Source organism: Klebsiella sp. HMSC16C06, from assembly GCF_001808325.1.
GTDB classification, from domain to species: Bacteria; Pseudomonadota; Gammaproteobacteria; order Enterobacterales; family Enterobacteriaceae; genus Klebsiella; species Klebsiella variicola.
The window spans coordinates 160,598-184,316 of record NZ_KV793000.1; the positions used below are offsets into that span (position 1 = coordinate 160,598).

23 protein-coding genes and 1 pseudogene are annotated in these 23,719 nt (G+C 59.8%); 13 read left to right on the forward strand and 11 right to left on the reverse strand.

Annotated elements, in window-relative coordinates; translation table 11 throughout:
* Positions 1 to 206 precede the first annotated feature (206 nt).
* Together HMPREF3142_RS12060 and hdeB are read left to right on the forward strand one after the other, a co-directional pair.
* On the forward strand, positions 207 to 782 hold the full coding sequence (locus tag HMPREF3142_RS12060) for an HdeD family acid-resistance protein (RefSeq protein WP_012540525.1): 576 nt from the start codon (positions 207 to 209) through the stop codon (positions 780 to 782).
* Positions 783 to 808: 26 nt separating this feature from the next.
* A complete protein-coding gene (hdeB, locus tag HMPREF3142_RS12065; protein ID WP_012540524.1) occupies positions 809 to 1,114 on the forward strand; it encodes an acid-activated periplasmic chaperone HdeB in 306 nt (101 codons plus the stop codon).
* 55 nt (positions 1,115 to 1,169) lie between these two features.
* Here the strand turns inward: hdeB and HMPREF3142_RS12070 are convergent, their stop codons facing one another.
* Genes HMPREF3142_RS12070 through HMPREF3142_RS12090 form a run of 5 tightly spaced genes read right to left on the reverse strand, consistent with a single transcriptional unit; the run spans position 1,170 to position 6,555 of the window.
* A complete protein-coding gene (locus HMPREF3142_RS12070; RefSeq protein ID WP_070612095.1) occupies positions 1,170 to 1,973 on the reverse strand; it encodes an MIP/aquaporin family protein in 804 nt (267 codons plus the stop codon).
* A gap of 53 nt (positions 1,974 to 2,026) precedes the next feature.
* Positions 2,027 to 3,850 (reverse strand): diol dehydratase reactivase subunit alpha, encoded by a 1,824-nt coding sequence (locus HMPREF3142_RS12075; protein WP_008806552.1) that lies wholly within the window; start codon positions 3,848 to 3,850, stop codon positions 2,027 to 2,029.
* A 12-nt stretch (positions 3,851 to 3,862) separates the two neighbouring features.
* Positions 3,863 to 4,288 carry a glycerol dehydratase small subunit DhaB3 gene (locus HMPREF3142_RS12080; protein WP_002917670.1) on the reverse strand — a complete coding sequence of 142 codons (426 nt, stop codon included), beginning with the start codon at positions 4,286 to 4,288 and terminating at the stop codon, positions 3,863 to 3,865.
* A 2-nt stretch (positions 4,289 to 4,290) separates the two neighbouring features.
* Entirely contained in the window at positions 4,291 to 4,875 is a 585-nt protein-coding gene (locus HMPREF3142_RS12085; protein ID WP_032731281.1) for a propanediol/glycerol family dehydratase medium subunit, read from the reverse strand.
* Positions 4,876 to 4,887: 12 nt separating this feature from the next.
* A complete protein-coding gene (locus HMPREF3142_RS12090) occupies positions 4,888 to 6,555 on the reverse strand; it encodes a propanediol/glycerol family dehydratase large subunit (protein ID WP_002917676.1) in 1,668 nt (555 codons plus the stop codon).
* 413 nt (positions 6,556 to 6,968) lie between these two features.
* Between HMPREF3142_RS12090 and HMPREF3142_RS12095 the strand changes: the two genes are divergently transcribed.
* The 4 genes from HMPREF3142_RS12095 to HMPREF3142_RS12110 are packed head-to-tail and all read left to right on the forward strand — an operon-like array spanning position 6,969 to position 9,487.
* The gene (locus HMPREF3142_RS12095; protein ID WP_022065621.1) at positions 6,969 to 7,397 is read left to right on the forward strand and encodes a GlcG/HbpS family heme-binding protein; all 429 of its coding nucleotides are present in this window, start codon (positions 6,969 to 6,971) and stop codon (positions 7,395 to 7,397) included.
* 21 nt (positions 7,398 to 7,418) lie between these two features.
* Entirely contained in the window at positions 7,419 to 8,582 is a 1,164-nt protein-coding gene (gene dhaT, locus HMPREF3142_RS12100; protein ID WP_004889680.1) for a 1,3-propanediol dehydrogenase, read from the forward strand.
* A 20-nt stretch (positions 8,583 to 8,602) separates the two neighbouring features.
* Positions 8,603 to 8,956, forward strand: a complete 354-nt coding sequence (locus HMPREF3142_RS12105; protein WP_002917678.1) for a glycerol dehydratase reactivase beta/small subunit family protein — start codon at positions 8,603 to 8,605, stop codon at positions 8,954 to 8,956.
* Entirely contained in the window at positions 8,957 to 9,487 is a 531-nt protein-coding gene (locus HMPREF3142_RS12110) for a cob(I)yrinic acid a,c-diamide adenosyltransferase (RefSeq protein ID WP_048268231.1), read from the forward strand.
* Here HMPREF3142_RS12110 and dhaR read toward each other — a convergent pair.
* Complete coding sequence (gene dhaR, locus HMPREF3142_RS12115; protein WP_070612096.1) at positions 9,465 to 11,390, reverse strand: dihydroxyacetone kinase operon transcriptional regulator DhaR; 1,926 nt, start codon at positions 11,388 to 11,390, stop codon at positions 9,465 to 9,467. The two genes, HMPREF3142_RS12110 and dhaR, sit on opposite strands and share 23 nt — an antisense overlap.
* Positions 11,391 to 11,491: 101 nt before the next feature.
* Positions 11,492 to 12,589 (reverse strand): glycerol dehydrogenase, encoded by a 1,098-nt coding sequence (locus HMPREF3142_RS12120; RefSeq protein WP_070612097.1) that lies wholly within the window; start codon positions 12,587 to 12,589, stop codon positions 11,492 to 11,494.
* Positions 12,590 to 12,840: 251 nt separating this feature from the next.
* Between HMPREF3142_RS12120 and HMPREF3142_RS29025 the strand changes: the two are divergent.
* The 5 genes and pseudogenes from HMPREF3142_RS29025 (at position 12,841) to HMPREF3142_RS12140 (ending at position 18,069) form a co-directional block, all read left to right on the forward strand.
* A pseudogene (locus HMPREF3142_RS29025) lies at positions 12,841 to 13,043 on the forward strand (hypothetical protein).
* A 155-nt stretch (positions 13,044 to 13,198) separates the two neighbouring features.
* Positions 13,199 to 14,269 (forward strand): dihydroxyacetone kinase subunit DhaK, encoded by a 1,071-nt coding sequence (gene dhaK, locus HMPREF3142_RS12125; RefSeq protein ID WP_023298238.1) that lies wholly within the window; start codon positions 13,199 to 13,201, stop codon positions 14,267 to 14,269.
* Between the two features lie 10 nt (positions 14,270 to 14,279).
* Positions 14,280 to 14,912, forward strand: coding sequence for a dihydroxyacetone kinase subunit DhaL (dhaL, locus tag HMPREF3142_RS12130; RefSeq protein ID WP_008806558.1), 633 nt, complete (start codon positions 14,280 to 14,282; stop codon positions 14,910 to 14,912).
* Positions 14,913 to 14,922: 10 nt separating this feature from the next.
* Positions 14,923 to 16,344 carry a dihydroxyacetone kinase phosphoryl donor subunit DhaM gene (gene dhaM, locus HMPREF3142_RS12135; protein ID WP_070612098.1) on the forward strand — a complete coding sequence of 474 codons (1,422 nt, stop codon included), beginning with the start codon at positions 14,923 to 14,925 and terminating at the stop codon, positions 16,342 to 16,344.
* Between the two features lie 75 nt (positions 16,345 to 16,419).
* Positions 16,420 to 18,069 (forward strand): glycerone kinase, encoded by a 1,650-nt coding sequence (locus tag HMPREF3142_RS12140; protein ID WP_064166315.1) that lies wholly within the window; start codon positions 16,420 to 16,422, stop codon positions 18,067 to 18,069.
* A 203-nt stretch (positions 18,070 to 18,272) separates the two neighbouring features.
* Here the strand turns inward: HMPREF3142_RS12140 and HMPREF3142_RS12145 are convergent, their stop codons facing one another.
* Positions 18,273 to 19,049, reverse strand: a complete 777-nt coding sequence (locus HMPREF3142_RS12145) for a siderophore-interacting protein (RefSeq protein WP_022066313.1) — start codon at positions 19,047 to 19,049, stop codon at positions 18,273 to 18,275.
* A 237-nt stretch (positions 19,050 to 19,286) separates the two neighbouring features.
* Between HMPREF3142_RS12145 and HMPREF3142_RS12150 the strand changes: the two genes are divergently transcribed.
* Both HMPREF3142_RS12150 and ygjG read left to right on the forward strand, forming a co-directional pair.
* Entirely contained in the window at positions 19,287 to 19,841 is a 555-nt protein-coding gene (locus tag HMPREF3142_RS12150) for a PadR family transcriptional regulator (protein ID WP_012967200.1), read from the forward strand.
* 257 nt (positions 19,842 to 20,098) lie between these two features.
* The gene (gene ygjG, locus HMPREF3142_RS12155) at positions 20,099 to 21,478 is read left to right on the forward strand and encodes a putrescine aminotransferase (protein ID WP_070612099.1); all 1,380 of its coding nucleotides are present in this window, start codon (positions 20,099 to 20,101) and stop codon (positions 21,476 to 21,478) included.
* A gap of 47 nt (positions 21,479 to 21,525) precedes the next feature.
* On the opposite strand, the gene lsrG is transcribed toward ygjG, so the two are convergent.
* The 3 genes from lsrG to lsrB are packed head-to-tail and all read right to left on the reverse strand — an operon-like array spanning position 21,526 to position 23,719.
* Positions 21,526 to 21,822 (reverse strand): (4S)-4-hydroxy-5-phosphonooxypentane-2,3-dione isomerase, encoded by a 297-nt coding sequence (lsrG, locus tag HMPREF3142_RS12160; protein ID WP_002917723.1) that lies wholly within the window; start codon positions 21,820 to 21,822, stop codon positions 21,526 to 21,528.
* Positions 21,819 to 22,706 (reverse strand): 3-hydroxy-5-phosphonooxypentane-2,4-dione thiolase, encoded by an 888-nt coding sequence (gene lsrF, locus HMPREF3142_RS12165; RefSeq protein WP_002917724.1) that lies wholly within the window; start codon positions 22,704 to 22,706, stop codon positions 21,819 to 21,821. The genes lsrG and lsrF overlap by 4 nt, the downstream gene beginning before the upstream one ends.
* Before the next feature lie 11 nt (positions 22,707 to 22,717).
* Entirely contained in the window at positions 22,718 to 23,719 is a 1,002-nt protein-coding gene (gene lsrB, locus HMPREF3142_RS12170) for an autoinducer 2 ABC transporter substrate-binding protein LsrB (RefSeq protein WP_004144833.1), read from the reverse strand.

The window sequence follows — 23,719 nt, forward strand, 5'->3', positions numbered from 1 at the left end:
GGTTATTGAGAATCAGAGCCCGGAAGTGATATTGCGGGCCTGGTCTGACAGCTGTCAGACCAGACGTATAAAGTGACCTCGGCGCTCTTATTTACGCCTGGCGATACCGCGGCCTACTATTTTCCTCAGACATTTCTTTTGGCCCGCGGAATAAACCATACGTTTATTTCAGCGCCAGGCCGCCTACCGGGATCTGCGGAGCAATTATGTTTATGTTTAGCCATTACACTTTAAATGCGTTTAGTCCACGCATCTTCTTACGATATAAACGGCATGCCGGCATGATGGCCGCCCTGCTGTTTATCTGCGGGGCCTGTTGCCTGGCCTGGCCGTTGGTCGCCGGTTGGTATCTCGCCGTCGTCACCGGCATGTTGTTGATGATCTGTGGCTTCTATTCACTGTACAGCTTGATTGTCTTCCGCCAGCAGCACTGGAAATCACGCCTGGTGGCGCTGATCTTCGCCATCGCCTGGATCGTGCTCGGCCTGAGCTTTGTCGTCAATCCCCTCAACGGTATGAGCAGTCTGGCCATTTTATTTGGCTTTTTATTTGTTCTCGGCGGTATTTCCCGCATCGTCAGCGGATGTCAAACCCGAAAACAAAGCGGCGCTGGCTGGAATATTTTTATCGGCTTGCTGGATTTACTTATCGCCTGCCTGTGGCTGGCCATGAATCCGCAGCAAAGCTGGTTATTTATCACCGCATTTATCGGCGTTGAAATGATATTTAGCGCCATCGGCTTTCTGGTCCTGCGCAATAAGATGAAGCACGCCCAGGCTTAAGCCGTATTTTATCACTGGAGAAGAAAATGAATTTACCTAAAGCACTCGTGTTGACCGCGGCGGCCACCACATTCTGTCTGATGACCAGCCCGGCGTTCGCGGTTCAGGAAACCACACCGCAGAATATGACCTGTCAGGAGTTTATGGATATGAACCCGAAAAGCATGACCCCCGTGGCCTTCTGGGTCGTGAATCGCAACACCGACTTCAGCGGCGGCGACTATGTCGACTGGCATGAAGTCGAGACCGTCTCGGTGCCAAAAATGTTGCAGCAGTGCCACAAGAACCCCGCCGCTAAACTCGGCGATCTCAGCGCGGTCATCAAAAAATAACCCTGCTCCCCGGCATCAGGCCGGGGAAACCCGCCGCGCTGCGGCGGGTCCCGCTTTACTCATCGATACCGCATTCGCACGGCAGATGGCGGCAGATAAGCTTGCGATACAAAAACGCCCCGATAATCGCCCCCACCACCGGCGCCAGCAGCGGCACCCAAAAGTAGGGTATCGACTGCCCGCCGGTAAAGGCGATCGCGCCCCAGCCGGCCAGACTGGTAAACAGTTTTGGGCCGAAGTCGCGCGCCGGATTCAGTGCAAAGCCGGTTAGCGGCCCCATCGACGCGCCGATCACGGCGATCAGCAAGCCAATCAGCAACGGCGCCAGCGGCCCGCGCGGAATTCCGTTGCCGTCGTCGGTCAGGGCCATGATCATCGCCATCAGGATTGCCGTGATGGTGGTCTCCACGGCAAACGCCTGTATAAAAGTGATATGTGAATGCGGGTACGTGGAAAAGACCCCGGCCAGGTTAAGGCTGGCGGCAGTGCCGCGCACGATATGCTGACTCTGTTCAAGATCGAGAAACAGCTGGCGATAGAGCCCATACACCAGCGCGGCGGCGCAGAAGGCCCCGGCCGTCTGGGCAACAATAAACGGCAGCACCTTGCGGCGTTCAAAACAGGCGAACAGCCACAGGGCAATGGTCACCGCCGGATTAAGGTGCGCGCCGGAGACACCGGCCGTCAGGTAGATGGCCATGGCGACGCCAAGGCCCCAGATAATACTGATCTCCCACTGACCAAAGCTGGCCCCGGCGACCCGCAGCGCAGCGACGCAGCCCGCGCCGAAGAAAATGAGCAATCCGGTGCCAAGAAACTCGGCCACGCACTGCCCGGTTAAGGTAGAAGTCTGGTTCATTATCGGCATCCTGAAATAGCACGTTAAAGAGAGAGGCTGGCGCGAGCGCCCGTTTAATTCGCCTGACCGGCCAGTACCAGCCCGGTGGCGACCGCATTGCGCGGCCCTTCTGTTCCCCGAATATTGCCCTGCCCGGCGACCACGCCATAGTGCGACAAGGCTTCCGTGATAAGCTGCGGGATCTCAAAGTCCAGCGATGAGCCGCCCACCAGCACCACAAAGGCGATATCGCGAATGGAACCGCCGGGTGAGACCTGGCGCAGCGCGCGCAGGCAGTTGGTGACAAACACTTTCTCTTTCGCCTGCCGGCGCACGAGACGAATTTTTTCCAGCGGGCTGGCGTTATCGATCGGCACCAGTTCGCCCTCCCTGATGTACACCACTTTGGCGAACACCGCCGGGCTGAGGGCTTCCCGAAAGAACTCCACCGCGCCATTCTCATGACGAATACTGAACAGGCTTTCCACTTTGGCCAGCGGGTATTTTTTAATCGCTTCCGCCAGCGAAAGATCCTCGAGGCCTAACTCGGTTTTAATCAACAGGCTGACCATATTCCCCGCCCCGGCGAGATGGACCGCCGTTATCTGCCCCTCCGCGTTGACGATCGCCGCATCCGTCGAGCCGGCACCGAGGTCGAGGATCGCCAGCGGCGCCGCACAGCCGGGAGTGGTTAACGCCCCGGCGATGGCCATGTTGGCCTCCACGCCGCCCACCACCACCTCGGTCTGCAGTCGGGCGCTCAGTTCGCGGGCGATAACCTGCATTTGCAGGCGATCCGCTTTCACCATCGCCGCCATCCCGACGGCATTCTCCATGGCGCACTCGCCGGCCATCCCGCCCTGCACCTTGCGCGGAATAAACGTATCCACTGCCAGCAGATCCTGGATATATATCGCGCTCATCTCATGGCCGGTCAGGGACGCCATTACCTTGCGCACCCGCTCAAGCATGCCGCCGGCGTGGGTGCCCGGTTCGCCGCGGATATCGCGTACCGGAGCGCAGGCGCTCATCGCCTGCATGATGGCTTCCGCGCCCTCGGCGACATCGGCCTCTCCGCGGCGCTTTTCGCCGCTAATGTAGAGGTTGCCCGCCGGGATCACCCGCGACTGTACGTCCCCCTGCGGGGTCTTGAGCACCACCGCTGAACGGTTGCCAATCAGGGCGCGGGCGATGGGGACGATGGCCTGGGTCTCTTCCGGGCTTAGCCCGAAGAAGGTGGCGATCCCGTAGGGATTCGACAGGATCCGCACCACCTGGCCCGGCGCAGCCACTTCCACCGCCGCCATCACCCCCTCCGGGACCTGCTCCAGCAGCGTCACTTCATCCACCACCGGCAGGGTTTTACGTAGGCGGTTGTTCACCAGCACGCCGTCGTCCTTTTTGAGGATCGCCGCCACCACGTTGATCCCCCGGTCGAGCGCCTCATTGAGCCACCACACGGCGTCAAGGAAATCGACGGCGTCGTCAATCAGTACGATCCACCCCTCGGCATACTGCGCCGCCGGCAGCGTCGCCAGCCGCCCGAGGGCGATAGTCGTCCCCACGCCAACGCCCACCCCGCCCGGAGTCTGCGGGTTATGACCGATCATGGTCGATTCGGTGATAATGGTCTCGGTGATGGTTTCCATCGCCACATCGCCAATCACCGGCGCGGCTTCGTTAAGATAGATGCGAGAGACATCGCTCATCGACCACGGTGTTTTCGCCAGGGCCTGCTCCAGCGCGGCGAGGGTCCCGGCGATATTGTCCCGCGTCCCTTTCATGCCCGTCGTCGCGACGATCCCGCTGGCAACAAACGCCCTCGCCTGCGGGTCGTCGGACGCCAGCGCCACCTCAGTGGTGGCGTTGCCGATATCAATCCCGGCTATTAACGGCATGCTGACCTCCGCTTAGCTTCCTTTACGCAGCTTATGCCGCTGCTGATACACTTCCGCCGACTCCCGGACAAAGGCGGCATTCACTGTCGCATGCCAGGTGTGCTCCAGCTCGTCGGCGATCGCCAGCAGCTCCGCCTGCGAGGAGCGGAACGGGCGCAGCGCGTTATAGATAGCCAGAATGCGCTCGTCAGGAATGGCGATAAGCTCCGCCGCGCGGCGAAAATTGCGCGCCACCGCATGGCGCTGCATCTGCTCGGCAATCTGCGCCTGGTACTCAAGGGTCTGGCGGGAGATCCGCACATCCTGCGGGCCCACCTCGCCAGAGAGCACCTTCTCGAGGGTAATATCGGTCAATGGTTTGCCGGTAGGCGTCAGGATATGCTCCGGGCAGCGGGTGGCTAACGGATAATCCTGCACGCGCATGGTTTTCTCGCTCATGGTCACTCCCTTACTAAGTCGACGTGCAGGGTGACGGGCTCGGCGTCCTGCACCACATGTTTGGTCTCTTTGATATGAAATAGCGCGGCTTTGGCCATAAATTTCGGCCGCACCATCTGATCGTTCACCACCGGCACCGGCGAAGGTGACTCTTTGCGCGCATAGCGCGCGGCGTTTTTGCCAATCTGCCGGTAGGTCTCCAGCCTCAGCAGCGGCGCCTGGGAGAACAGCTCCAGGTTGCTGAGCGGCAGCAGATCGCGCTGATGGATGACCGTGGTCCCCTTCGACTGGATACCGATGCCGATCCCCGAGCCGCTCAGGTTGGCCGCATCCCAGGCCATAAAGGAGACGTCGGACGTGCGCAGAATGCGCACCACCCGGGCGTGAAGCCCCTCTTCTTCCACCCCGGCAATCAGCTCTTTGAGGATCGCGCCATGGGGCATATCGATCAGCGTGTGATGCTGGTGTTTATCGAAGGCAGGGCCGACGCCGATCACCACTTCATCGGCACGTTCATCGGCAGAAGCCACCCCGCCCTCGCGGGTTTTCAGGGTAAAAGAGGGCTGAATTTGGGTTGTCTGTTGCACAGGAATACCGCCTTATTCAATGGTGTCAGGCTGAACCACGCCCGGAATATTTTTGATCTCCGCCCAGCGTTCGGCAGAGATGCGATAGCCGGTGCCCGGCCCCTGATAGTCATTGATGTCGTTGACCGCGCTCACCACCTCGAATTGCCGATCGAGAATGGCCGAGGTCTGCAGGTAATCGCCGGTGACCCGCTGGCGCAGCATATTGAGAATATTGCTGGCGATATCCTCAAAGCCGCTGCGGCTCAGCGCGCCGACAATATCGAGGCCGGTGATGTTGCGCTTCATCATCTCTTCCACCGCGCTCAGATCCTCCACCACGTTACGCGGCGGCATCTCGTTGCTGCCGTGCGCGTAGGTGGCGGCCTCCACCTCCTCGTCGGCGATCGGCGGCAGCCCCAGCTCGCGGAAAACCGCCTGGATCGCCCGCGCCGCTTTCTGGCGAATGGCAATGGTTTCCGCCTCGGTCACCGGACGCAGGCCGCCGTCAACCATCAGGTCACGCTGCAGGATGTTGTAATCATCAAAATCTTCCGCATCGAAGTTCGAGCCGGCGAACATGTTGTCGTAGTTCGGCACCGCGCTGTAGCCGGAGAAAATAAAGTCGGTGCCCGGCAACATCTGCATCAGGGTGCGCGCGGTGCGGCGAATATCCGAGTGGGAGAAAGTCTGGTCGTTGGCGGACGCCACTTCGAGGTCGAGCATAGAGGCAATCAGGTTTTCCGCCAGCACCGCCCGAATGCCCGACGGCACAGCACCGGTCATGCCGATACAGCTCACCGCGCCGTTTTGCAGTCCCTGAACCCCGGCGCCTTTGGTAATGAAGATGCAGCGCGATTCGAGGTAGAGCATCGACTTGCTCTCCGAATAGCCCATCAGCGCTTCGGATCCGGTGCCGGAGGTGTAGCGCATTTTCAACCCGCGGGAGGCGTAGGCCGAGGCGAGGAACGCCTTTGACCACGGCGTATCATCGCCGTCGGTAAATACCGCCTCGGTGCCGTAGACCGACACCGTCTCGGCGTAGCTGGTTAAGCCACGCATGCCCAGCTCCAGCTCGGTGGCCTCTTCCACCGAGCACTGCGTCAACACGCCGGGGCGGCCGCACTGCGAACCGACCAACAGCGCCAGGGCGTTAAACGGCGCGTAGCGCGCGATACCGACCGTGGTCTCCTGTTCTGAGAAGCCGCGGATCCCGGCCTCGGCGGCGTCAGCGGCAATCTGCACCGGATTATCTTTGAGATTGGTGACGTGGCACTGGTTGGAGGGGGTCCGGCGGGCACGCATCTTCTGCAGCGCCATCATCATCTCCACCACGTTCATCTGCGCCATCACCTCGACCGCTTTGGCCGGCGTGATGGCGGTAGTGATGGCAATGATCTCCTCCCGGCTGACGTGAATATCCACCAGCATGCGGGCTATTTCCACCGCCTCCAGGCGCATTGCCTGCTCTGTGCGCTCAACGTTGATCGCGTAATCGGCGATAAACCGGTCGATCATGTCAAACTGGTCCCGGCGTTTGCCGTCCAGTTCGACGATCAGACCGTTGTCCACTTTTACTGAAGAGACAGGGTCAAAGGGGCTGTCCATGGCGATCAGCCCCTCTTCAGGCCACTCGCCAATCAGCCCGTCCTGATTGACGGGGCGCTGGGCCAGTACTGCAAATCGTTTTGATCTTTTCATTGTTCATCGGCTCAAAAGGTGAAATCCGCAGACGGTAGCGAATACGCCGGGCCAGCGTCGTTGCCGCCCGGCCATTACCGGCAATAGCGGAACTTTAAATGAGGCAGTGGTGAAAAAAATAAATTTAATTTCGTTTCAATTTGGCACACGAAATCTACCGACAGTTTCACTATGAAACTTTACTCCGGCGGCAAAAATAAAAAATGTGATCGCCCGCAATGATGTAAATCAATTAATAAAAAACGCCCTTAATTACGTTTTGCCGACGCTATTTTAACCCTATTGACTAAATCATGGCGGGCGACAAAATAACGCTGACAAAAATAAAGCAAGCCAACCGAATGGTAATAGTTTTTTACTATCACCCCCTACTGACTATTCGCGCCAGCGTTATCCTGGTGCGGGAGAGAATGATGAACAAGAGCCAACAAGTTCAGACAATCACCCTGGCCGCCGCCCAGCAAATGGCGGCGGCGGTGGAAAAAAAAGCCACTGAGATCAAGGTGGCGGTGGTGTTTTCTGTGGTTGACCGCGGAGGCAACACGCTGCTTATCCAGCGGATGGACGAGGCCTTCGTCTCCAGCTGCGATATTTCCCTGAATAAAGCCTGGAGCGCCTGCAGCCTGAAGCAAGGTACCCATGAAATTACGTCAGCGGTCCAGCCAGGACAATCTCTGTATGGTCTTCAGCTAACCAACCAACAGCGAATTATTATTTTTGGCGGCGGCCTGCCAGTTATTTTTAATGAGCAGGTAATTGGCGCCGTCGGCGTTAGCGGAGGTACGGTCGAGCAGGATAAATTATTAGCCCAGTGCGCCCTGGATTGTTTTTCCGCATTATAACCTGAAGCGAGAAGGTATATTATGAGCTATCGTATGTTTGATTATCTGGTGCCAAACGTTAACTTTTTTGGCCCCAACGCCATTTCCGTAGTCGGCGAACGCTGCCAGCTGCTGGGGGGGAAAAAAGCCCTGCTGGTCACCGACAAAGGCCTGCGGGCAATTAAAGATGGCGCGGTGGACAAAACCCTGCATTATCTGCGGGAGGCCGGGATCGAGGTGGCGATCTTTGACGGCGTCGAGCCGAACCCGAAAGACACCAACGTGCGTGACGGCCTCGCCGTGTTTCGCCGCGAACAGTGCGACATCATCGTCACCGTGGGCGGCGGCAGCCCGCACGACTGCGGTAAAGGCATCGGCATCGCCGCCACCCATGAGGGCGATCTGTACCAGTATGCGGGAATCGAGACCCTGACCAACCCGCTGCCGCCTATCGTCGCGGTCAACACCACTGCCGGCACCGCCAGCGAGGTCACCCGCCACTGCGTCCTGACCAACACCCAAACCAAAGTGAAGTTTGTGATCGTCAGCTGGCGCAACCTGCCATCGGTCTCCATCAACGATCCGCTGCTGATGATCGGTAAACCGGCCGCCCTGACCGCGGCGACCGGGATGGATGCCCTGACCCACGCCGTAGAGGCCTATATCTCCAAAGACGCTAACCCGGTGACGGACGCCGCCGCCATGCAGGCGATCCGCCTCATCGCCCGCAACCTGCGCCAGGCCGTGGCCCTCGGCAGCAATCTGCAGGCGCGGGAAAACATGGCCTATGCCTCTCTGCTGGCCGGGATGGCTTTCAATAACGCCAACCTCGGCTACGTGCACGCCATGGCGCACCAGCTGGGCGGCCTGTACGACATGCCGCACGGCGTGGCCAACGCTGTCCTGCTGCCGCATGTGGCCCGCTACAACCTGATCGCCAATCCGGAGAAATTCGCCGATATCGCTGAACTGATGGGCGAAAATATCACCGGACTGTCCACCCTCGACGCGGCGGAAAAAGCCATCGCCGCTATCACGCGTTTGTCGATGGATATCGGTATTCCGCAGCATCTGCGCGATCTGGGAGTAAAAGAGGCCGACTTCCCCTACATGGCGGAGATGGCTCTGAAAGACGGCAATGCGTTCTCGAACCCGCGTAAAGGCAACGAGCAGGAGATTGCCGCGATTTTCCGCCAGGCATTCTGAGTGTTAACGAGGGGGCCGTCATGTCGCTTTCACCGCCAGGCGTACGCCTGTTTTACGATCCGCGCGGGCACCATGCCGGCGCCATCAATGAGCTGTGCTGGGGGCTGGAGGAGCAGGGGGTCCCCTGCCAGACCATAACCTATGACGGAGGCGGTGACGCCGCTGCGCTGGGCGCCCTGGCGGCCAGAAGCTCGCCCCTGCGGGTGGGTATCGGGCTCAGCGCGTCCGGCGAGATAGCCCTCACTCATGCCCAGCTGCCGGCGGACGCGCCGCTGGCTACCGGACACGTCACCGATAGCGACGATCATCTGCGTACGCTCGGCGCCAACGCCGGGCAGCTGGTTAAAGTCCTGCCGTTAAGTGAGAGAAACTGAATGTACCGTATCTATACCCGCACCGGGGATAAAGGCACCACCGCCCTGTACGGCGGCAGCCGCATCGAGAAAGACCATATTCGCGTCGAGGCCTACGGCACCGTCGATGAACTGATATCCCAGCTGGGCGTCTGCTACGCCACGACCCGCGACGCCGGGCTGCGGGAAAGCCTGCACCATATTCAGCAGACGCTGTTTGTGCTGGGGGCTGAACTGGCCAGCGATGCGCGGGGCCTGACCCGCCTGAGCCAGACGATCGGCGAAGAGGAGATCACCGCCCTGGAGCGGCTTATCGACCGCAATATGGCCGAGAGCGGCCCGTTAAAACAGTTCGTGATCCCGGGGAAGAATCTCGCCTCTGCCCAGCTGCACGTGGCGCGCACCCAGTCCCGTCGGCTCGAACGCCTGCTGACGGCCATGGACCGCGTGCATCCGCTGCGCGACGCGCTCAAATGCTACAGCAATCGCCTGTCGGATGCCCTGTTCTCCATGGCGCGTATCGAGGAGACTAGGCCTGATGCTTGCGCTTGAACTGGCTGGCGTCAATATCGTACTGCTTCATTTTGCGCCATAGGGTGGTGCGGCCGATATTGAGCAACTGCGACATCTCCTGCACCCGCCCGCTGGTCACTCGGGCGGCGTGAATAATAGCTTCCTTTTCGATGGCGCTAAAGGTCAGGCTGGCCGGCAGCAGCGATGACGCGCTATCCCCGCCCGGCCGCTCGGAAAAGAGATATTCCGGCAGATTACTCAGGCGAATGTGGCCGTTGTCGCTGCTGATGGCGATATTCTCAATGACACTGTTGAGCTCAAAATCATTCCCCGGCCACGAGTAGGCCACCAGCTGCGCCAGCGCGTCATCGTCCACTTTCAGTCGCGAAGAGAAACGCTTCTCCAGGCTCTTCAACCGGTTATGCACCAGCGACGGAATACTGTTGCGTCGGGCGCGCAGCGGCGGGATGACGATCTCGAACGAGTGCAGCGCATAGTACAGCTGGCGGCTAAAGCGGTTCTGCTCCACCAGGTTGGCCAGATCGACGGTGGTGGTGGCGATCACCTTCACATCCACCGGGATCAGGCGCCGGGCGTCAAGGCGGGTGAGCACTCCCTGCTTAATGACCTGCAGCAGAGCCGACTGCAGCTCCGGCGCCAGATACTCAATCTTTTCCAGAAACAGGGTGCCGCCGTTGGCCAGCTCAAGCCGGCTCAGGCGGCCATTCTCATCATCAGTGGGGGCGCTGCCCATAAAGTCCTGGCCCAACACGCTGTCGGCATACAGCTGGCAGTTGACGGCGATGTAGGGGCCGCCCGCCCGCTCGCTTTCATTGTGGATGGCCTGGCTCAGCAGCTCTTTCCCGACCCCCTCTTCGCCGCACAGCAGCACCGGGAAGCCGCCGCGCGCCGCCTGGCGGCCAAAGTGGATCAGGCGCCGGGTTTCCGGATCGTCAGCAGACATCTGCTCAAAGGTGTGGCTGACTTTACCGAGCTGGCTGGTCATCAGCTGCCGCATCTGCTCCACCGGGTGCAGGAGCAGGATAAAGCTGTTGCCTTGCGCCTCGACAATCGGTTTTAAGGTGATCACCGCGTCGACAAACTGATGCTGACTTTCAAAGGTGACTTCGACGTGATTCAGGCCGCGGGCGTGTTTGATGGCGCGGCGCAGCAGCGCAGGGAGGGTCACCAGATCGGCGATATTTTTCCCCTGGCTGGCCTGGGCATCAAGATGCAGCAGTCTCGCCGCCTGAACATTGAGAAACTGCAGGACGCCCTGCTCGTTCCACGCCATCACCCCATCGTCCATGCTCTCCAGCAGGCCGTACATCTGATTGAGGTGGCGGTTGGATTCCGCCAGCAGGCTGTCGGTGAGCAGTGAATTGCCCACCTCGCGGGCGATGGCCAGCGTCAGGGAAAGGTCGGCGCTGGACTGGTGCTCCACCAGGCAACCGAGGGAGATGGAGCCGAATAGCCGCCCGTGATTATCAAACACCGGCGTCGAACAAAAGCTCCATGGCTGCAGGGCCTGCTTAAAATGCCGATCGCCGGCGGTGTTGATCGGCTGCCCCTGCATCGCGGCCAGCGACAGCGCGCAGGTGCCGATAATGCTCTCCGCGCAGTAGCTGCCGTCGCGAAATCCCAGGTCAGCCAGCTGGGCCAGCGTTTGCGGTTCGCCGCAGCGGCTCAGGATGCAGGCGGTCTCATCAAGAATAAACAGCGCGCAGGGGCGACCGTCCATAAACTCCCAGGCGTCCTCCAGCGCCGCCTGACCGATGGTCAGCAGCGCGGTTTTACGCCGACAGATGGAGTCGAAGGTCAGGCCCTGGGCCTGGTGCGGCTTTTGCCAGGTTTCACGCTGCATAAACTTGCTGCAGCGATGCCATGACTGGGCGATGACGGCAGAGACCGCCTTCCCGGTATCCTGAGTCTGAACAGTCATACTGTTTTCCGCGTTTTACCATAGAGAACCCCTCCGGCAGCCACTGCCAGAGGGGAGAAAGAAAAACCGCCGACCGGCGCCAGCGGTTTAGCCACCGCGAATTAACGCGCCAGCCACTGCTGGCCTAACAGATCGGCGGTGAGGATAGCGGCGTGCACACTCTCCGGGGTCACCGCGAACGGCATATTGTGGATGGTCTCCCCTTCCGCACAGGTGGCTTTCGCCACCGCGGCGATTTTCGCGTCGATCCCCTCTTTGACGCCCATCTGCGCGAGGGTCACCGGCAGGCCGACGCGCTGGCAGAAGCCCAGCACCGTTTCAATCTCATCCATCGGGCTGTTCTGCAGCACCAGCTGCGCCAGGGTACCGAAGGCCACTTTCTCACCGTGATACAGATGGTGGCACTCTTCCAGAATGGTGAAACCGTTGTGGATCGCGTGGGCGGCGGCCAGGCCACTGCTTTCAAAGCCAATGCCGCTGAGGTAGGTGTTCGCCTCGATGATGCGCTCCAGCGCTTCGGTCACCACCCCGGCCTGCGCCGCCAGACGGGCCTTTTCGCCCTCCGCCAGCAGCGTATCATAGCACAGGCGGGCGAGGCTCAGCGCCGCCTCGGTGGACTGCCCCCCGGCCATGCTGGTGGCGCGCGCATCGTAGCAGGCCTTGGCCTCGAACCAGGTGGAGAGCGCATCGCCCATGCCGGAGACCAGCAGGCGTACCGGCGCTTTGGCGATAATCGCCGTGTCCATCACCACCATATCCGGGTTTTTCGGATAGATCAGATACTCTTCAAACTCACCCGCTTCGGTGTAGATCACCGACAGCGCGCTGGTTGGCGCATCGGTCGAGGCGATGGTCGGGATCACCACCACCGGCAGCTTCTGGTAGTAACCGATCGCCTTCGCGGTATCGAGGGTTTTACCGCCGCCGATGCCAACCACGCCGCGGCAGCCCTGTTTTTGCAAAATCGCCATCAGACGGTTAATTTCCGCATGGCTGCATTCACCGTTAAACCGTTCCGCATGGCAGCGAATATCGTGGCTCTGCAGACCATTCACCACTTTCTCTCCCGCCAGCTTCATCACGAAATCGTCGGCGATGATGAAGAAGCTCTCCGCCAGGTTTTTGGCATATTGACCGAACAGGACAGCAGCATCAGGGCCCTGAAGATATTTGGCTGGAGATTGAATAACTTTTAGCATTCCTTTCACCCTCAAATAAGTGCGCATGTAGACATGAAGAGCCCTGGCGTTATCCGCGCCGGCCGGAAAACGCGGCCTGAACGGAACGGTACCGGAGCAGTGCGATCACTGTAGGGCCGGCAGGGAACAAAAAAATCTTTCGCCTTTTTGTTCTGATATGAAACACAGGTTAATTTTTTACGTTCCATATTGGAACAAAAAACCCTGTTCTCTGTCAGGATTGCGATCCCGATCCGCTCATCTGCCGCATAATGCCCTTACCATCCCCCCTTTTCGGCCTTTTTTTCTCCCGCAGCCGGCAGAAAATCAGCAAAAATTTTTTCCCACCCGCTTCGCCAGCCATCCTGACCGCCGCTTATAACAGAAGAAAAAAAGCGCGCCAGCTCGCATTTTCACCGTATCCTCGGCAAAAACGTTCCATAAAGAAACAAAATCAGGAAGCAATGTTTCGTAATGAAACCCGATCGTCGGGGCATTCTTTTTTTCGTCCGCTCAGCCAGAATCATCATATCGCCAGGCACGCTCCACCGTCAGACGATACCCCTACGCGATGACCGCCTCCGCCAGCAGAGAGGCCGCATCGAACCTTCTCCAACGGAGCACTGAATAATGAAAAAGCTGATTAACCGTGTTGAAGATGTACTGAATGAACAATTACAGGGGCTGGCTAAAGCCCATCCGCAGCTGACCCTGCATCAGGACCCGCTATATGTGACCCGCACCGACGCGCCGGTGGCCGGCAAGGTGGCCTTGCTCTCCGGCGGCGGCAGCGGACATGAGCCGATGCACTGCGGCTATATCGGCCAGGGCATGCTCTCTGGCGCCTGCCCGGGGGAAATCTTCACCTCGCCGACGCCGGACAAAATGTTCGAATGCGCGATGCAAATTGACGGCGGCGAAGGCGTTCTGCTGATTATCAAAAACTACACCGGCGACATCCTGAACTTCGAAACCGCCACCGAGCTGCTGCATGAGAGCGGCATTAAAGTCACCACCGTGGTGGTCGACGACGACGTGGCGGTGAAAGACAGTCTCTATACCGCTGGTCGCCGCGGCGTCGCCAATACCGTGTTGATCGAAAAACTGGTCGGCGCCGCCGCCGAGCGCGGTGACTCGCTGGAAGCCTGCGCTGAACTGGGCCGCCGCCTGAACAATCTCGGCCACTCGATTGGTATCGCTCTCGGCGCCTGCACCGTACCGGCCGCCGGGCAGCCCTCCTTTACGCTGAAAGATGACGAGATGGAGTTCGGTGTCGGCATTCACGGCGAGCCGGGCATCGACCGCCGCCGCTTCAGCTCGCTCGACCAAACCGTCGATGAGATGTTCGATACCCTGCTGGAGAATGGCGCCTACAGCCGCACGCTGCGCCAGTGGAATACCGTCAAGGGCGCGTGGCAGGAAGTGAAGCAGAGCAAAACCGCGCTGCAAAACGGCGACCGGGTCATCGCGCTGGTCAATAACCTCGGCGCCACCCCGCTGTCCGAACTGTACGGCGTGTATCACCGTCTCGCCCAGCGCTGCGAAGCGTCTGGCATCATCATCGAACGTAACCTCATCGGCAGCTACTGCACCTCGCTGGATATGTCGGGCTTCTCCATCACCCTGCTGAAAGTGGATGATGAGACGCTGGCGCTATGGGACGCCCCGGTTCATACCCCGGCGCTGAACTGGGGAAACTAAGGAGCACGACATGTCACTGAACAGAACGCAAATCGTCGACTGGCTGTACCGCTGCGGCGACATTTTCACCAAAGAGAGCGATTTTCTCACCGGCCTCGATAAAGAGATCGGCGACGCCGACCACGGTCTCAATATGCACCGCGGCTTTAGTAAAGTGGTCGAAAAGCTGCCGTCGATCGCCGATAAAGATATTGGCTTTATCCTGAAAAATACCGGCATGACGCTGCTCTCCAACGTTGGCGGCGCCAGCGGCCCGCTGTTCGGCACCTTCTTTATTCGCGCCGCGCAGGTCACTCAGGCCCACCAAAGCCTGACCCTCGACGAACTATACCTGATGATCCGCGAAGGCGCGGACGGGGTGGTCAACCGCGGCAAAGCGGAGCCAGGGGATAAAACCATGTGCGACGTCTGGCTGCCGGTGGCGGACTCCCTGCGCCAGTCCAGCGAGCAGCACCTGTCGATCGCCGCCGCGCTGGATGCCGCCTGCGAAGTGGCCGAGCGTGCGGCCCACGCCACCATCACCATGCAGGCGCGTAAAGGCCGCGCCAGCTATCTCGGCGAGCGCAGCATCGGACATCAGGATCCCGGCGCAACCTCGGTGCTATTTATGGTTCAGATGCTGGCCGCCGCCGCCAAAGAGTAAGGAAATCGCGATGGTAAACCTGGTTATTGTTTCTCATAGCGCCCGGCTGGGCGAAGGTGTCGGAGAACTGGCCCGGCAGATGTTAATCAACGATGGCTGCAAACTGGCGATCGCCGCCGGGATCGACGATCCAGACAGCCCGATCGGCACCGATCCGCTTAAAGTCATGGAGGCGATCGAATCCGTCGCCGATACCGATCACGTGCTGGTGATGATGGATATCGGCAGCGCGTTGCTCAGCGCCGAAACCGCCCTCGATCTGCTCGATCCGGCGATTGCCGCGAAGGTGCGGCTGTGCGCCGCGCCGCTGGTGGAAGGGACGCTGGCGGCCACCGTCAGCGCTGCCTCCGGCGCCGGGATCGACAAGGTGATCGCCGACGCCATGAGCGCCCTGGAGGCCAAGCGGGTTCAGCTGGGTTTACCTTCGCCAACTTCTGACGCCGCGCCGGCGCCGACGCTTGCCGACGATGGCGACACAAAATCGGTTTCAGTTATTATTAACAACCACAACGGCCTGCACGTGCGTCCAGCGTCGAAGCTGGTCGCCGCGCTGGCGGGTTTTAACGCCGATCTACTGCTGGAGAAAAACGGGAAGTGCGTCAAACCGGACAGCCTCAACCAAATCGCGCTATTGCAGGTACGCCGTAACGATAAGCTGCGCCTGCTGGCCCGCGGTCCGGATGCCGACGCGGCGCTGGCGGCGTTTCAGACGCTGGCCGCCGATAACTTCGGTGAATCGCCTGCGGGGCAACCGGCAGCGGCTCCGGCAACGCCCGAGCGCGTCGAAGGCGCAGCCCTGCGCTATCCGCTGGCCCTGATCCAGCCGCTCCGCCCGGCTGCCGCCGATGCTGCCCGCGAGCAGCAGCGCCTGCGCCAGGCCATCGACCAGACGCTGGCGGATCTTATCGCCCTGACCGAGCTGGCGGAAAATAAATTTAACGCCGATATCGCGGCGATCTTCGCCGGGCACCACACCCTGCTCGACGATGACGATCTGTTTGATGCCGCCAACGATCGTCTGCTCACCGAACAATGCTCGGCGGAATGGGCGTGGCATCAGGTGCTAATGGAGCTCAGCCAGCAGTATCGCCAGCTGGATGACCCCTACCTGCAGGCGCGCTATATCGATATCGAAGATATTCTGCAGCGCACCCTGCGCCATCTGCAGGGTATTCAGGAGACGCTGCCGACGCCCGGCGAGCCAACAATTATTATTGCCGACAACATTTATCCCTCAACCGTCTTACAACTGGATACCAGCCTCATTAAAGGCCTGTGCCTGCGCGATGGCAGCGAACAGGCTCACGGCGCGATTATCGCCCGCGCCGCGGGGATCGTCTGGCTGTGCCAGCAGGGCGAGGCGCTAAATGATATTCAGCCTGGCGAAGCCATCGCGCTCGATATGCGTAACCAACGCCTTATCCGTGACTAAAATTCACGTTGACCGTTACCGCTCCGGAGGCCTGCCTCCGGAGGGTGAGTTTTCGCTTACTCTTCAGGAACCACTATGTCTCAATTCTTTTTTAACCAGCGCGCCAGCCTCGTCAACGATGTGATTGAGGGTACCATTATCGCCAGCCCGTGGAATAACCTCGCCCGTCTGGAGAGCGACCCGGCGATCCGGGTGGTGGTCCGTCGCGATCTGAATAAAAACAACGTGGCGGTGATCTCCGGCGGCGGCGCCGGCCATGAACCGGCGCACGTCGGCTTTATTGGTAAAGGCATGCTGACCGCCGCGGTCTGCGGCGATCTGTTCGCCTCGCCGAGCGTCGACGCGGTGCTTACCGCCATTCAGGCGGTGACCGGCGAGGCGGGCTGCCTGCTGATCGTCAAAAACTACACCGGCGATCGGCTTAACTTCGGCCTGGCGGCGGAGAAAGCGCGCCGTCTCGGCTACAACGTGGAGATGCTGATCGTCGGCGACGACATTTCGCTGCCGGATAACAAGCATCCGCGCGGCATCGCCGGGACCATTCTGGTGCATAAAGTGGCGGGCTATTTCGCCGAGCGCGGCTTCAACCTCGCCACCGTCCTGCGTGAAGCACAATACGCCGCCAGCCATACCGCCAGCATCGGGGTGGCGCTGGCCAGCTGCCACCTGCCGCAGGAAGCCGACAGCGCGCCGCGCCATCAGGCCGGTCATGCCGAGCTGGGAATGGGCATCCACGGTGAGCCAGGCGCCTCGACGATCGCCACGCAAAACAGTGCGGAAATCGTCAACCTGATGGTGGAAAAACTGACTGCCGCCCTGCCGGAAACCGGCCGCCTGGCGGTGATGCTTAATAACCTCGGCGGCGTGTCGGAGGCTGAGATGGCGATCCTGACCCGCGAGCTGGCCAACACCCCGCTGCAGGCGCGCGTTGACTGGTTAATAGGCCCGGCCTCGCTGGTGACGGCGCTGGATATGAAAGGCTTCTCGCTGAGCGCCATCGTGCTGGAGGAGGGTATTGAAAAAGCGCTGCTGTCGGACGTGGAAACCGCCGGCTGGCAGACGCCGGTGCAGCCGCGGGCAGTTAACATCATGCCGTCCACTCTCGCCAGCGCGCGCGTCGACTTCATGCCATCGGGCAATCCACTGGTGGGCGATTACGTCGCGCAGGTGACCGGCGCCCTCATCGATCTTGAAGAACATCTCAACGCACTGGACGCCAAAGTGGGCGACGGCGATACCGGCTCCACCTTCGCCGCCGGGGCGCGCGAGATTGCCGACCTGCTGCAGCGCCAGCAGCTGCCGCTAAACGATCTGCCAACGCTCTTTGCGCTGATCGGCGAACGTCTGACGGTGGTGATGGGCGGCTCCAGCGGGGTATTGATGTCTATCTTCTTCACCGCTGCCGGGCAGAAGCTGGGACAAGGCGCCAGCGTGGCCGAGGCGCTGAACGCCGGTCTGGAACAGATGAAGTTTTACGGCGGCGCCGATGAGGGAGACCGGACGATGATCGACGCTCTGCAGCCGGCGCTGGCGGCGCTGCTGGCCGAACCGGAGAATCTGCAGGCCGCTTTTGCCGCGGCGCAGGCCGGGGCGGATCGCACCTGCCAGTCGGGCAAAGCTGGCGCCGGACGAGCGTCCTATCTCAACAGCGATAGCCTGCTCGGCAACATGGACCCCGGCGCCCATGCGGTAGCGATGGTGTTTAAGGCCCTGGCGGAACGATAAGCCTTCCCCGGTGGCGCAGCGCTTACCGGGGCTACAAATCGGCGCCAACCGTACGCAAGCCGCTATCCGGGTTTTACTGGGGCGACGTCACACCGCCGAATAGAAGGTCGGGTAAGGCGTAAGCCGCCACCCGACAAAAAACGGCGCCAACCGTAGCCCGGATAAGGCGCAAGCCGCTATCCGGGTTTTACCACGATGGCTTTTTACTTACTGTGCCAGTACGCCTGGGAACGCACCAGCTGCTGATCGATACTCTCGTCTTCAAAGCGCGCCAGCAGCGATTTCACCACCGCGCCTTCGCCGGTCAGCCAGATGAAATAATCCTCCGCCGGCACCTTCACCTGGGCCAGACGCTCGGCGACGAAGGCCGGGTTGTGGCCCACCACCCACTCGATGTTAAAGCCGTCGAGATCCGCCAGATAATCTTTATACGACGCATCGGCGATAGTAACGATGGCCGTCACCTGCGGCCTTGCCGGCAACTGGCGTAATCCCAGCAGACGACGGCGCAGCGCCGGCATGCCGGACTCATCGCAAACATACAGCTGCCAGGCATAATCTTCCGGCACCACCAGCGAGCCGCGCGGGCCGCCGATCACCAGCTTATCGCCCACTTTTGCTTCCAGCGCCCAGCGGCTGGCGATACCGCCATCGTGGATATAGAAATCGTAAGTCAGCTCGTGACGTTCGGCATCGTACAGCGGCGTATAGTCACGAGTGGCAGGCCGCACGCCCTCGCCCCAGTCAATCCCCTCCTCGGTCACCTGCGGCGGGGTAAATGCCGCGCCCGGCTCGGGGAAAAAAAGCTTGGTATGATCGTCAAAGCCGTGAGAAGCGAAGCCTTCCAGCGTCTCGCCTCCCAGCACGATACGCTGGAACGCCGCGCCTGCGCGCTCCACGCGCAGCACCGTCAGCTCACGGAAACGCAGCTCATTGCGGACACGCTGCGGGTACTTGTCTGCTTTGGTTTTTGTCATCATCGATTGCCTTCGTGAACGGTAAATAGATATATCTAAACTTGATGCAAATGATAATGATTGCCAACTAAAAAGAATGCAAGTCTTTTTTTGATATAGTCAAAACAAACCGCATCAAAATCCACAATCAGAAAATAATTACATATATATCAATATATTAAAAAATAAATATCAACCAGCATTGCGAACATTCATTTTTTAGATATAAATTAGATATATCAAAAACAGCAGGAGGTAACCATGCGACATCATCATGAAGAGGGGCGTGGGCCACGCGGGCGCCACGGTGATCCCAGCGAACACGGCGACCATGGCCGCCGCGGCGGCGGACGTCGCCAGCGTTTCTTTGGCCACGGTGAACTGCGGCTGATCATTCTGGATATCCTCAGCCGCAACGCCAGCCATGGCTATGAGCTGATCAAAGAGATCGAAACGCTTACCCAGGGGAACTACAGCCCCAGCCCGGGGGTAATCTACCCGACGCTGGATCTGCTCCAGGACCAGGGCCTTATCAGCGTGGAAGATGACAACGGACGTAAAAAAATCGTTATCAGCGAGGAAGGAAAACAGCTGCACGCCGAGAACCAGGAGCACCTGGCCCATATCCAGGAGCGTCTGCAGGCGCGGATGGTCGGCTGCGAGCTGCGCCGGGATCCGCAGATGAAGCGCGCGCTGGAAAACTTCAAAGCGGTCCTCGACCTGAAAGTGAACCAGCAGGCCAGCAGTACCGCTCAGCTCAAACAGATCATCGGCATTATCGACCGGGCGGCGATGGAGATCTCTCAGCTCGACTAAGCCTCTTTTGTTACCACTGGCTGCCCCGCCCTGGGGCAGCCCGCACCACGGCGGATCGCCCCGTTCATCGCCGCCAGGCAGAAAATCTCGTCAGCTCAGGAATAAAACGTGCCAATAGTGGCGCAATGAGATTAAATTTTACACATTTCGTCTTTTACTTTGCATTTATCCCGATTTTCACCGCTTCTGCCGAACTGGCGTAATCCCTGCAATACTTAATCCAGTATCGTGTGATACGTCCGCCCCAGGAGCACATTTTGAACAGGTTACCTTCCAGCGCATCGGCTCTGGCCTGCAGCGCACACGCACTGAATCTCATTGAAAAGCGCACGCTTGATCATGAGGAAATGAAAGCACTTAACCAGGAGGTCAGGGAATACTTTAAAGAGCATGTGAATCCGGGGTTTTTAGAGTATCGAAAATCGGTCACAGCCGGCGGGGATTACGGAGCCGTAGAGTGGCAAGCGGGAGGGTTAAATACGCTTGTCGACACCCAGGGACAGGAATTTATCGACTGCCTTGGTGGGTTTGGCATCTTCAATGTAGGGCACCGTAATCCAGTTGTGGTATCCGCCGTCGAGAATCAACTCGCGAAACAACCGCTTCACAGTCAGGAACTGCTGGATCCGCTACGCGCGATGCTGGCGAAAACCCTGGCAGCCTTAACGCCCGGCAAACTAAAGTACAGTTTCTTCTGCAACAGCGGTACCGAATCGGTAGAGGCGGCTATCAAGCTGGCGAAAGCCTATCAGTCGCCGCGCGGTAAATTTACCTTCATCGCCACCAGCGGCGCCTTCCACGGTAAATCGCTGGGTGCGCTGTCGGCCACCGCCAAGTCGACCTTCCGCAAACCGTTTATGCCGTTGCTGCCGGGTTTCCGCCACGTGCCGTTCGGTGATATCAACGCCATGCGCTCCATTCTTAGCGAGTGCAAGAAAACCGGTGATGATGTCGCGGCGGTGATCCTCGAGCCGATTCAGGGTGAAGGGGGCGTGATCCTCCCGCCGCAGGAGTATTTGCCGGCGGTGCGTAAGCTGTGCGATGAGTTTGGCGCCCTGCTGATCCTCGACGAAGTGCAGACCGGCATGGGCCGCACCGGCAAGATGTTCGCCTGCGAGCATGAGAACGTCCAGCCCGACATTCTGTGTCTGGCGAAAGCGCTCGGCGGCGGCGTGATGCCGATCGGCGCAACGGTGGCGACGGAAGAGGTCTTCTCGGTGCTGTTCGACAACCCGTTCCTGCACACCACCACCTTCGGCGGTAACCCGCTGGCCTGTGCGGCGGCGCTGGCGACCATCAACGTGCTGTTGACGCAAAACCTGCCGGCGCAGGCGGCGCAGAAAGGCGATATGTTGCTGGACGGGTTCCGCCTGCTGGCGCAGGAGTATCCGGACCTGGTGAATGAAGTGCGCGGGAAAGGCATGCTGATGGCCATCGAGTTTGTCGATAACGAGATTGGCTACGACTTTGCCAGCGAGATGTTCAGACAGCGGGTGCTGGTCGCCGGGACGTTAAACAACGCCAAGACGATCCGCGTTGAACCGCCGCTGACCCTCACCCTGGAGCAGTGTGAGCAGGTGCTGAAAGCGGCGCGTAAGGCGCTGGCGGCCCTGCGCGTCTCGGTTGAAGAAGCATAATAAGTGCCCTTCCCCCTCTCCCACAGGGAGAGGGGGAAGGAAAATCCTCATACCTGCGGCAACAGGCCGATAAAGCTGCGTTTCTGCCGCGGCTGCGACATCATCTCCTCCAGCTTTTCGACGCAGGCTAAATAGTGCGGCGTCTTCTTATGCGCCAGCACCGCCTCATCGTCTTTATAGGCTTCGTAGATAAAAAAGCGGGTTTTCACCTCGGGATCCTGCAGGACATCAAAGCGCAGGTTGCCCGGCTCCTGCAGCGCGCCTTCGTGGTTGGCGCGAAACACCTCAAGAAACTCATCCACCCGCTCGGGTTTAATATTGATCTCCACCAGCGTGACGTTCATTTCAGCTCTCCCTGTTTCTCTTCCTGCCAGAACTGATACGCTTCGCGGGCGTTCAGATTCTCATGCACCACCTTTTTCACCGCCTTCAGCATCGCGCGCGGGGCGCTGGACTGGAAGATATTACGCCCCATATCCACCCCGGACGCCCCCTGGTCGATCGCCCGCCAGCACATCTCCAGCGCCTCATGCTCCGGCAGCTTTTTACCGCCAGCAATCACGATCGGCACCGGGCAACTGGCGGTCACTTTTTCAAAGCCTTCCTCAACGAAATAGGTCTTTACAAACTGCGCGCCCATTTCGGCGGCAATCCGGCTGGCCAGCGAGAAGTAGCGCGCATCACGGGTCATCTCTTTGCCGACGCCGGTGACCGCCAGGACCGGCATACCGTAGCGATTGCCGGCATCCACCAGCTTGATGATGTTATTGATCGACTGATGTTCGTATTCGCTGCCGATATAGACCTGCGCCGCCACCGCGCAAACGTTGAGACGTAGGGCGTCTTCCATCGCCACCGCCACGCATTCGTTGGAGAGTTCGCTCAAAATCGAATTGCCGCCGGAGGCGCGGAGCACCACTGGCTTATTGGTGGCCGCCGGTACCTGGCTGCGCAATACGCCGCGGGTGCACATCAGCACGTCGGTGTCGGCAAACAGCGGCGCAATCGACAGGTCGATACGCTCAAGCCCGGTCGTTGGCCCCTGAAAGTAGCCGTGATCGAAGGCCAGCATCACCGTGCGGTTGCTGTGCGGATTAAAGATGCGCGCCAGCCGCGACTGCATGCCCCAGTCCAGTGAACCACAGCCTTTCAGGGTATACAGCGTGTTCTGCTGCGGGCGGTCGATACCGAAGTCCTTACCCTCTTTGATGTCGTCTAAATCAGCCATCTCATCCTCCGTCAGAAGTCGTAGTTGTTGATGTTCTCTTTGCTGAACACCACGCGCTCCGGCAGCAGCACGATGCCGTTGCCCTTCGCCTCATACTGGTAGCCCTGCACGCTATTCGGTTCGACCTTCAGCGAGCCGATATCTTTCACTTCAACGCTGTCGCCGACGTTAAGATCGCCCTTTTTCAGTAATCGATCGGCGACGTTAACCGCAATTTTGCCCTGCTGAACCACATCCCACAGGCCGAACGCTTTCACCGTGCCGCGCTCAACGTACGGGCGCATCACGTTCGGCGTACTAAAGCCGACGATCGCCACGCCCTGACGCTTGAGGTTCTCCGCCGCCTGCGCCGCCGCCGGCAGCGCATTGGCATCCGGCGCGATAATGGCGTCGAGATCCGGATAGGCTTTTAAAATCCCCTCGGCGGTTTGCAGCGATTTGGTGGCATCGTTATAGCCAAACTGGGTGGTGACGATTTGCCACTGCGGATGCTCTTTTTCGATTTTGGCTTTGGCTTCCTTCACCCACTGGTTCTGGTCGGTCACCGTCGGGCTGGAGTAGAAAAACGCGACTTTGGCGGCAGGTTTGCTGACCTGCTTTTCCGCCATCTCGACCAGCAGGCCGCCGAGCTGCTGCGGCGTACCCTGGTTGATATAGATGCTGCGGCACTCCGGCTTGGTATCTGAATCCCAGGTCAGGACTTTCACCCCGCGCTGCATCGCCCGCTTCAGCGCCGGGCACAGGCCGTCCGGCGAGACGGCGGAGACGATAATCGCGTTGTAGCCCTGGTTGACGAAGTTGTTGATAAGCTGCACCTGGCCGGAGACGCTGGGCTCGGTGGGACCGTCATAGGTGACATCCACGCCCAGCGCTTTCCCCGCCTCTTTCGCGCCGTTGCCGCCGCTGGTAAAGAAGCCGACGCCGACCAGCTTAGGAATAAAGGCGATGCGGTCCGCCGCCTGTGCGGTAACCACGCTCATCGCCAGCGCCAGCACGATCAGTTTTAATTTCAT

Coding starts and splice junctions, on each gene's coding strand:
- HMPREF3142_RS12060 (WP_012540525.1), top strand. CDS start 207: ATGTTTATGTTTAGCCATTACACTTTAAATGCGTTTAGTCCACGCATC.
- dhaR (WP_070612096.1), bottom strand. CDS start 11,390: ATGACTGTTCAGACTCAGGATACCGGGAAGGCGGTCTCTGCCGTCATC.
- dhaK (WP_023298238.1), top strand. CDS start 13,199: ATGAAAAAGCTGATTAACCGTGTTGAAGATGTACTGAATGAACAATTA.
- hdeB (WP_012540524.1), top strand. CDS start 809: ATGAATTTACCTAAAGCACTCGTGTTGACCGCGGCGGCCACCACATTC.
- lsrB (WP_004144833.1), bottom strand. CDS start 23,719: ATGAAATTAAAACTGATCGTGCTGGCGCTGGCGATGAGCGTGGTTACC.
- HMPREF3142_RS12090 (WP_002917676.1), bottom strand. CDS start 6,555: ATGAAAAGATCAAAACGATTTGCAGTACTGGCCCAGCGCCCCGTCAAT.
- dhaT (WP_004889680.1), top strand. CDS start 7,419: ATGAGCTATCGTATGTTTGATTATCTGGTGCCAAACGTTAACTTTTTT.
- lsrG (WP_002917723.1), bottom strand. CDS start 21,822: ATGAACGTCACGCTGGTGGAGATCAATATTAAACCCGAGCGGGTGGAT.
- HMPREF3142_RS12105 (WP_002917678.1), top strand. CDS start 8,603: ATGTCGCTTTCACCGCCAGGCGTACGCCTGTTTTACGATCCGCGCGGG.
- HMPREF3142_RS12140 (WP_064166315.1), top strand. CDS start 16,420: ATGTCTCAATTCTTTTTTAACCAGCGCGCCAGCCTCGTCAACGATGTG.
- dhaL (WP_008806558.1), top strand. CDS start 14,280: ATGTCACTGAACAGAACGCAAATCGTCGACTGGCTGTACCGCTGCGGC.
- lsrF (WP_002917724.1), bottom strand. CDS start 22,706: ATGGCTGATTTAGACGACATCAAAGAGGGTAAGGACTTCGGTATCGAC.
- HMPREF3142_RS12120 (WP_070612097.1), bottom strand. CDS start 12,589: ATGCTAAAAGTTATTCAATCTCCAGCCAAATATCTTCAGGGCCCTGAT.
- HMPREF3142_RS12110 (WP_048268231.1), top strand. CDS start 8,957: ATGTACCGTATCTATACCCGCACCGGGGATAAAGGCACCACCGCCCTG.
- HMPREF3142_RS12150 (WP_012967200.1), top strand. CDS start 19,287: ATGCGACATCATCATGAAGAGGGGCGTGGGCCACGCGGGCGCCACGGT.
- HMPREF3142_RS12145 (WP_022066313.1), bottom strand. CDS start 19,049: ATGATGACAAAAACCAAAGCAGACAAGTACCCGCAGCGTGTCCGCAAT.
- dhaM (WP_070612098.1), top strand. CDS start 14,923: ATGGTAAACCTGGTTATTGTTTCTCATAGCGCCCGGCTGGGCGAAGGT.
- HMPREF3142_RS12080 (WP_002917670.1), bottom strand. CDS start 4,288: ATGAGCGAGAAAACCATGCGCGTGCAGGATTATCCGTTAGCCACCCGC.
- HMPREF3142_RS12070 (WP_070612095.1), bottom strand. CDS start 1,973: ATGAACCAGACTTCTACCTTAACCGGGCAGTGCGTGGCCGAGTTTCTT.
- HMPREF3142_RS12075 (WP_008806552.1), bottom strand. CDS start 3,850: ATGCCGTTAATAGCCGGGATTGATATCGGCAACGCCACCACTGAGGTG.
- HMPREF3142_RS12095 (WP_022065621.1), top strand. CDS start 6,969: ATGAACAAGAGCCAACAAGTTCAGACAATCACCCTGGCCGCCGCCCAG.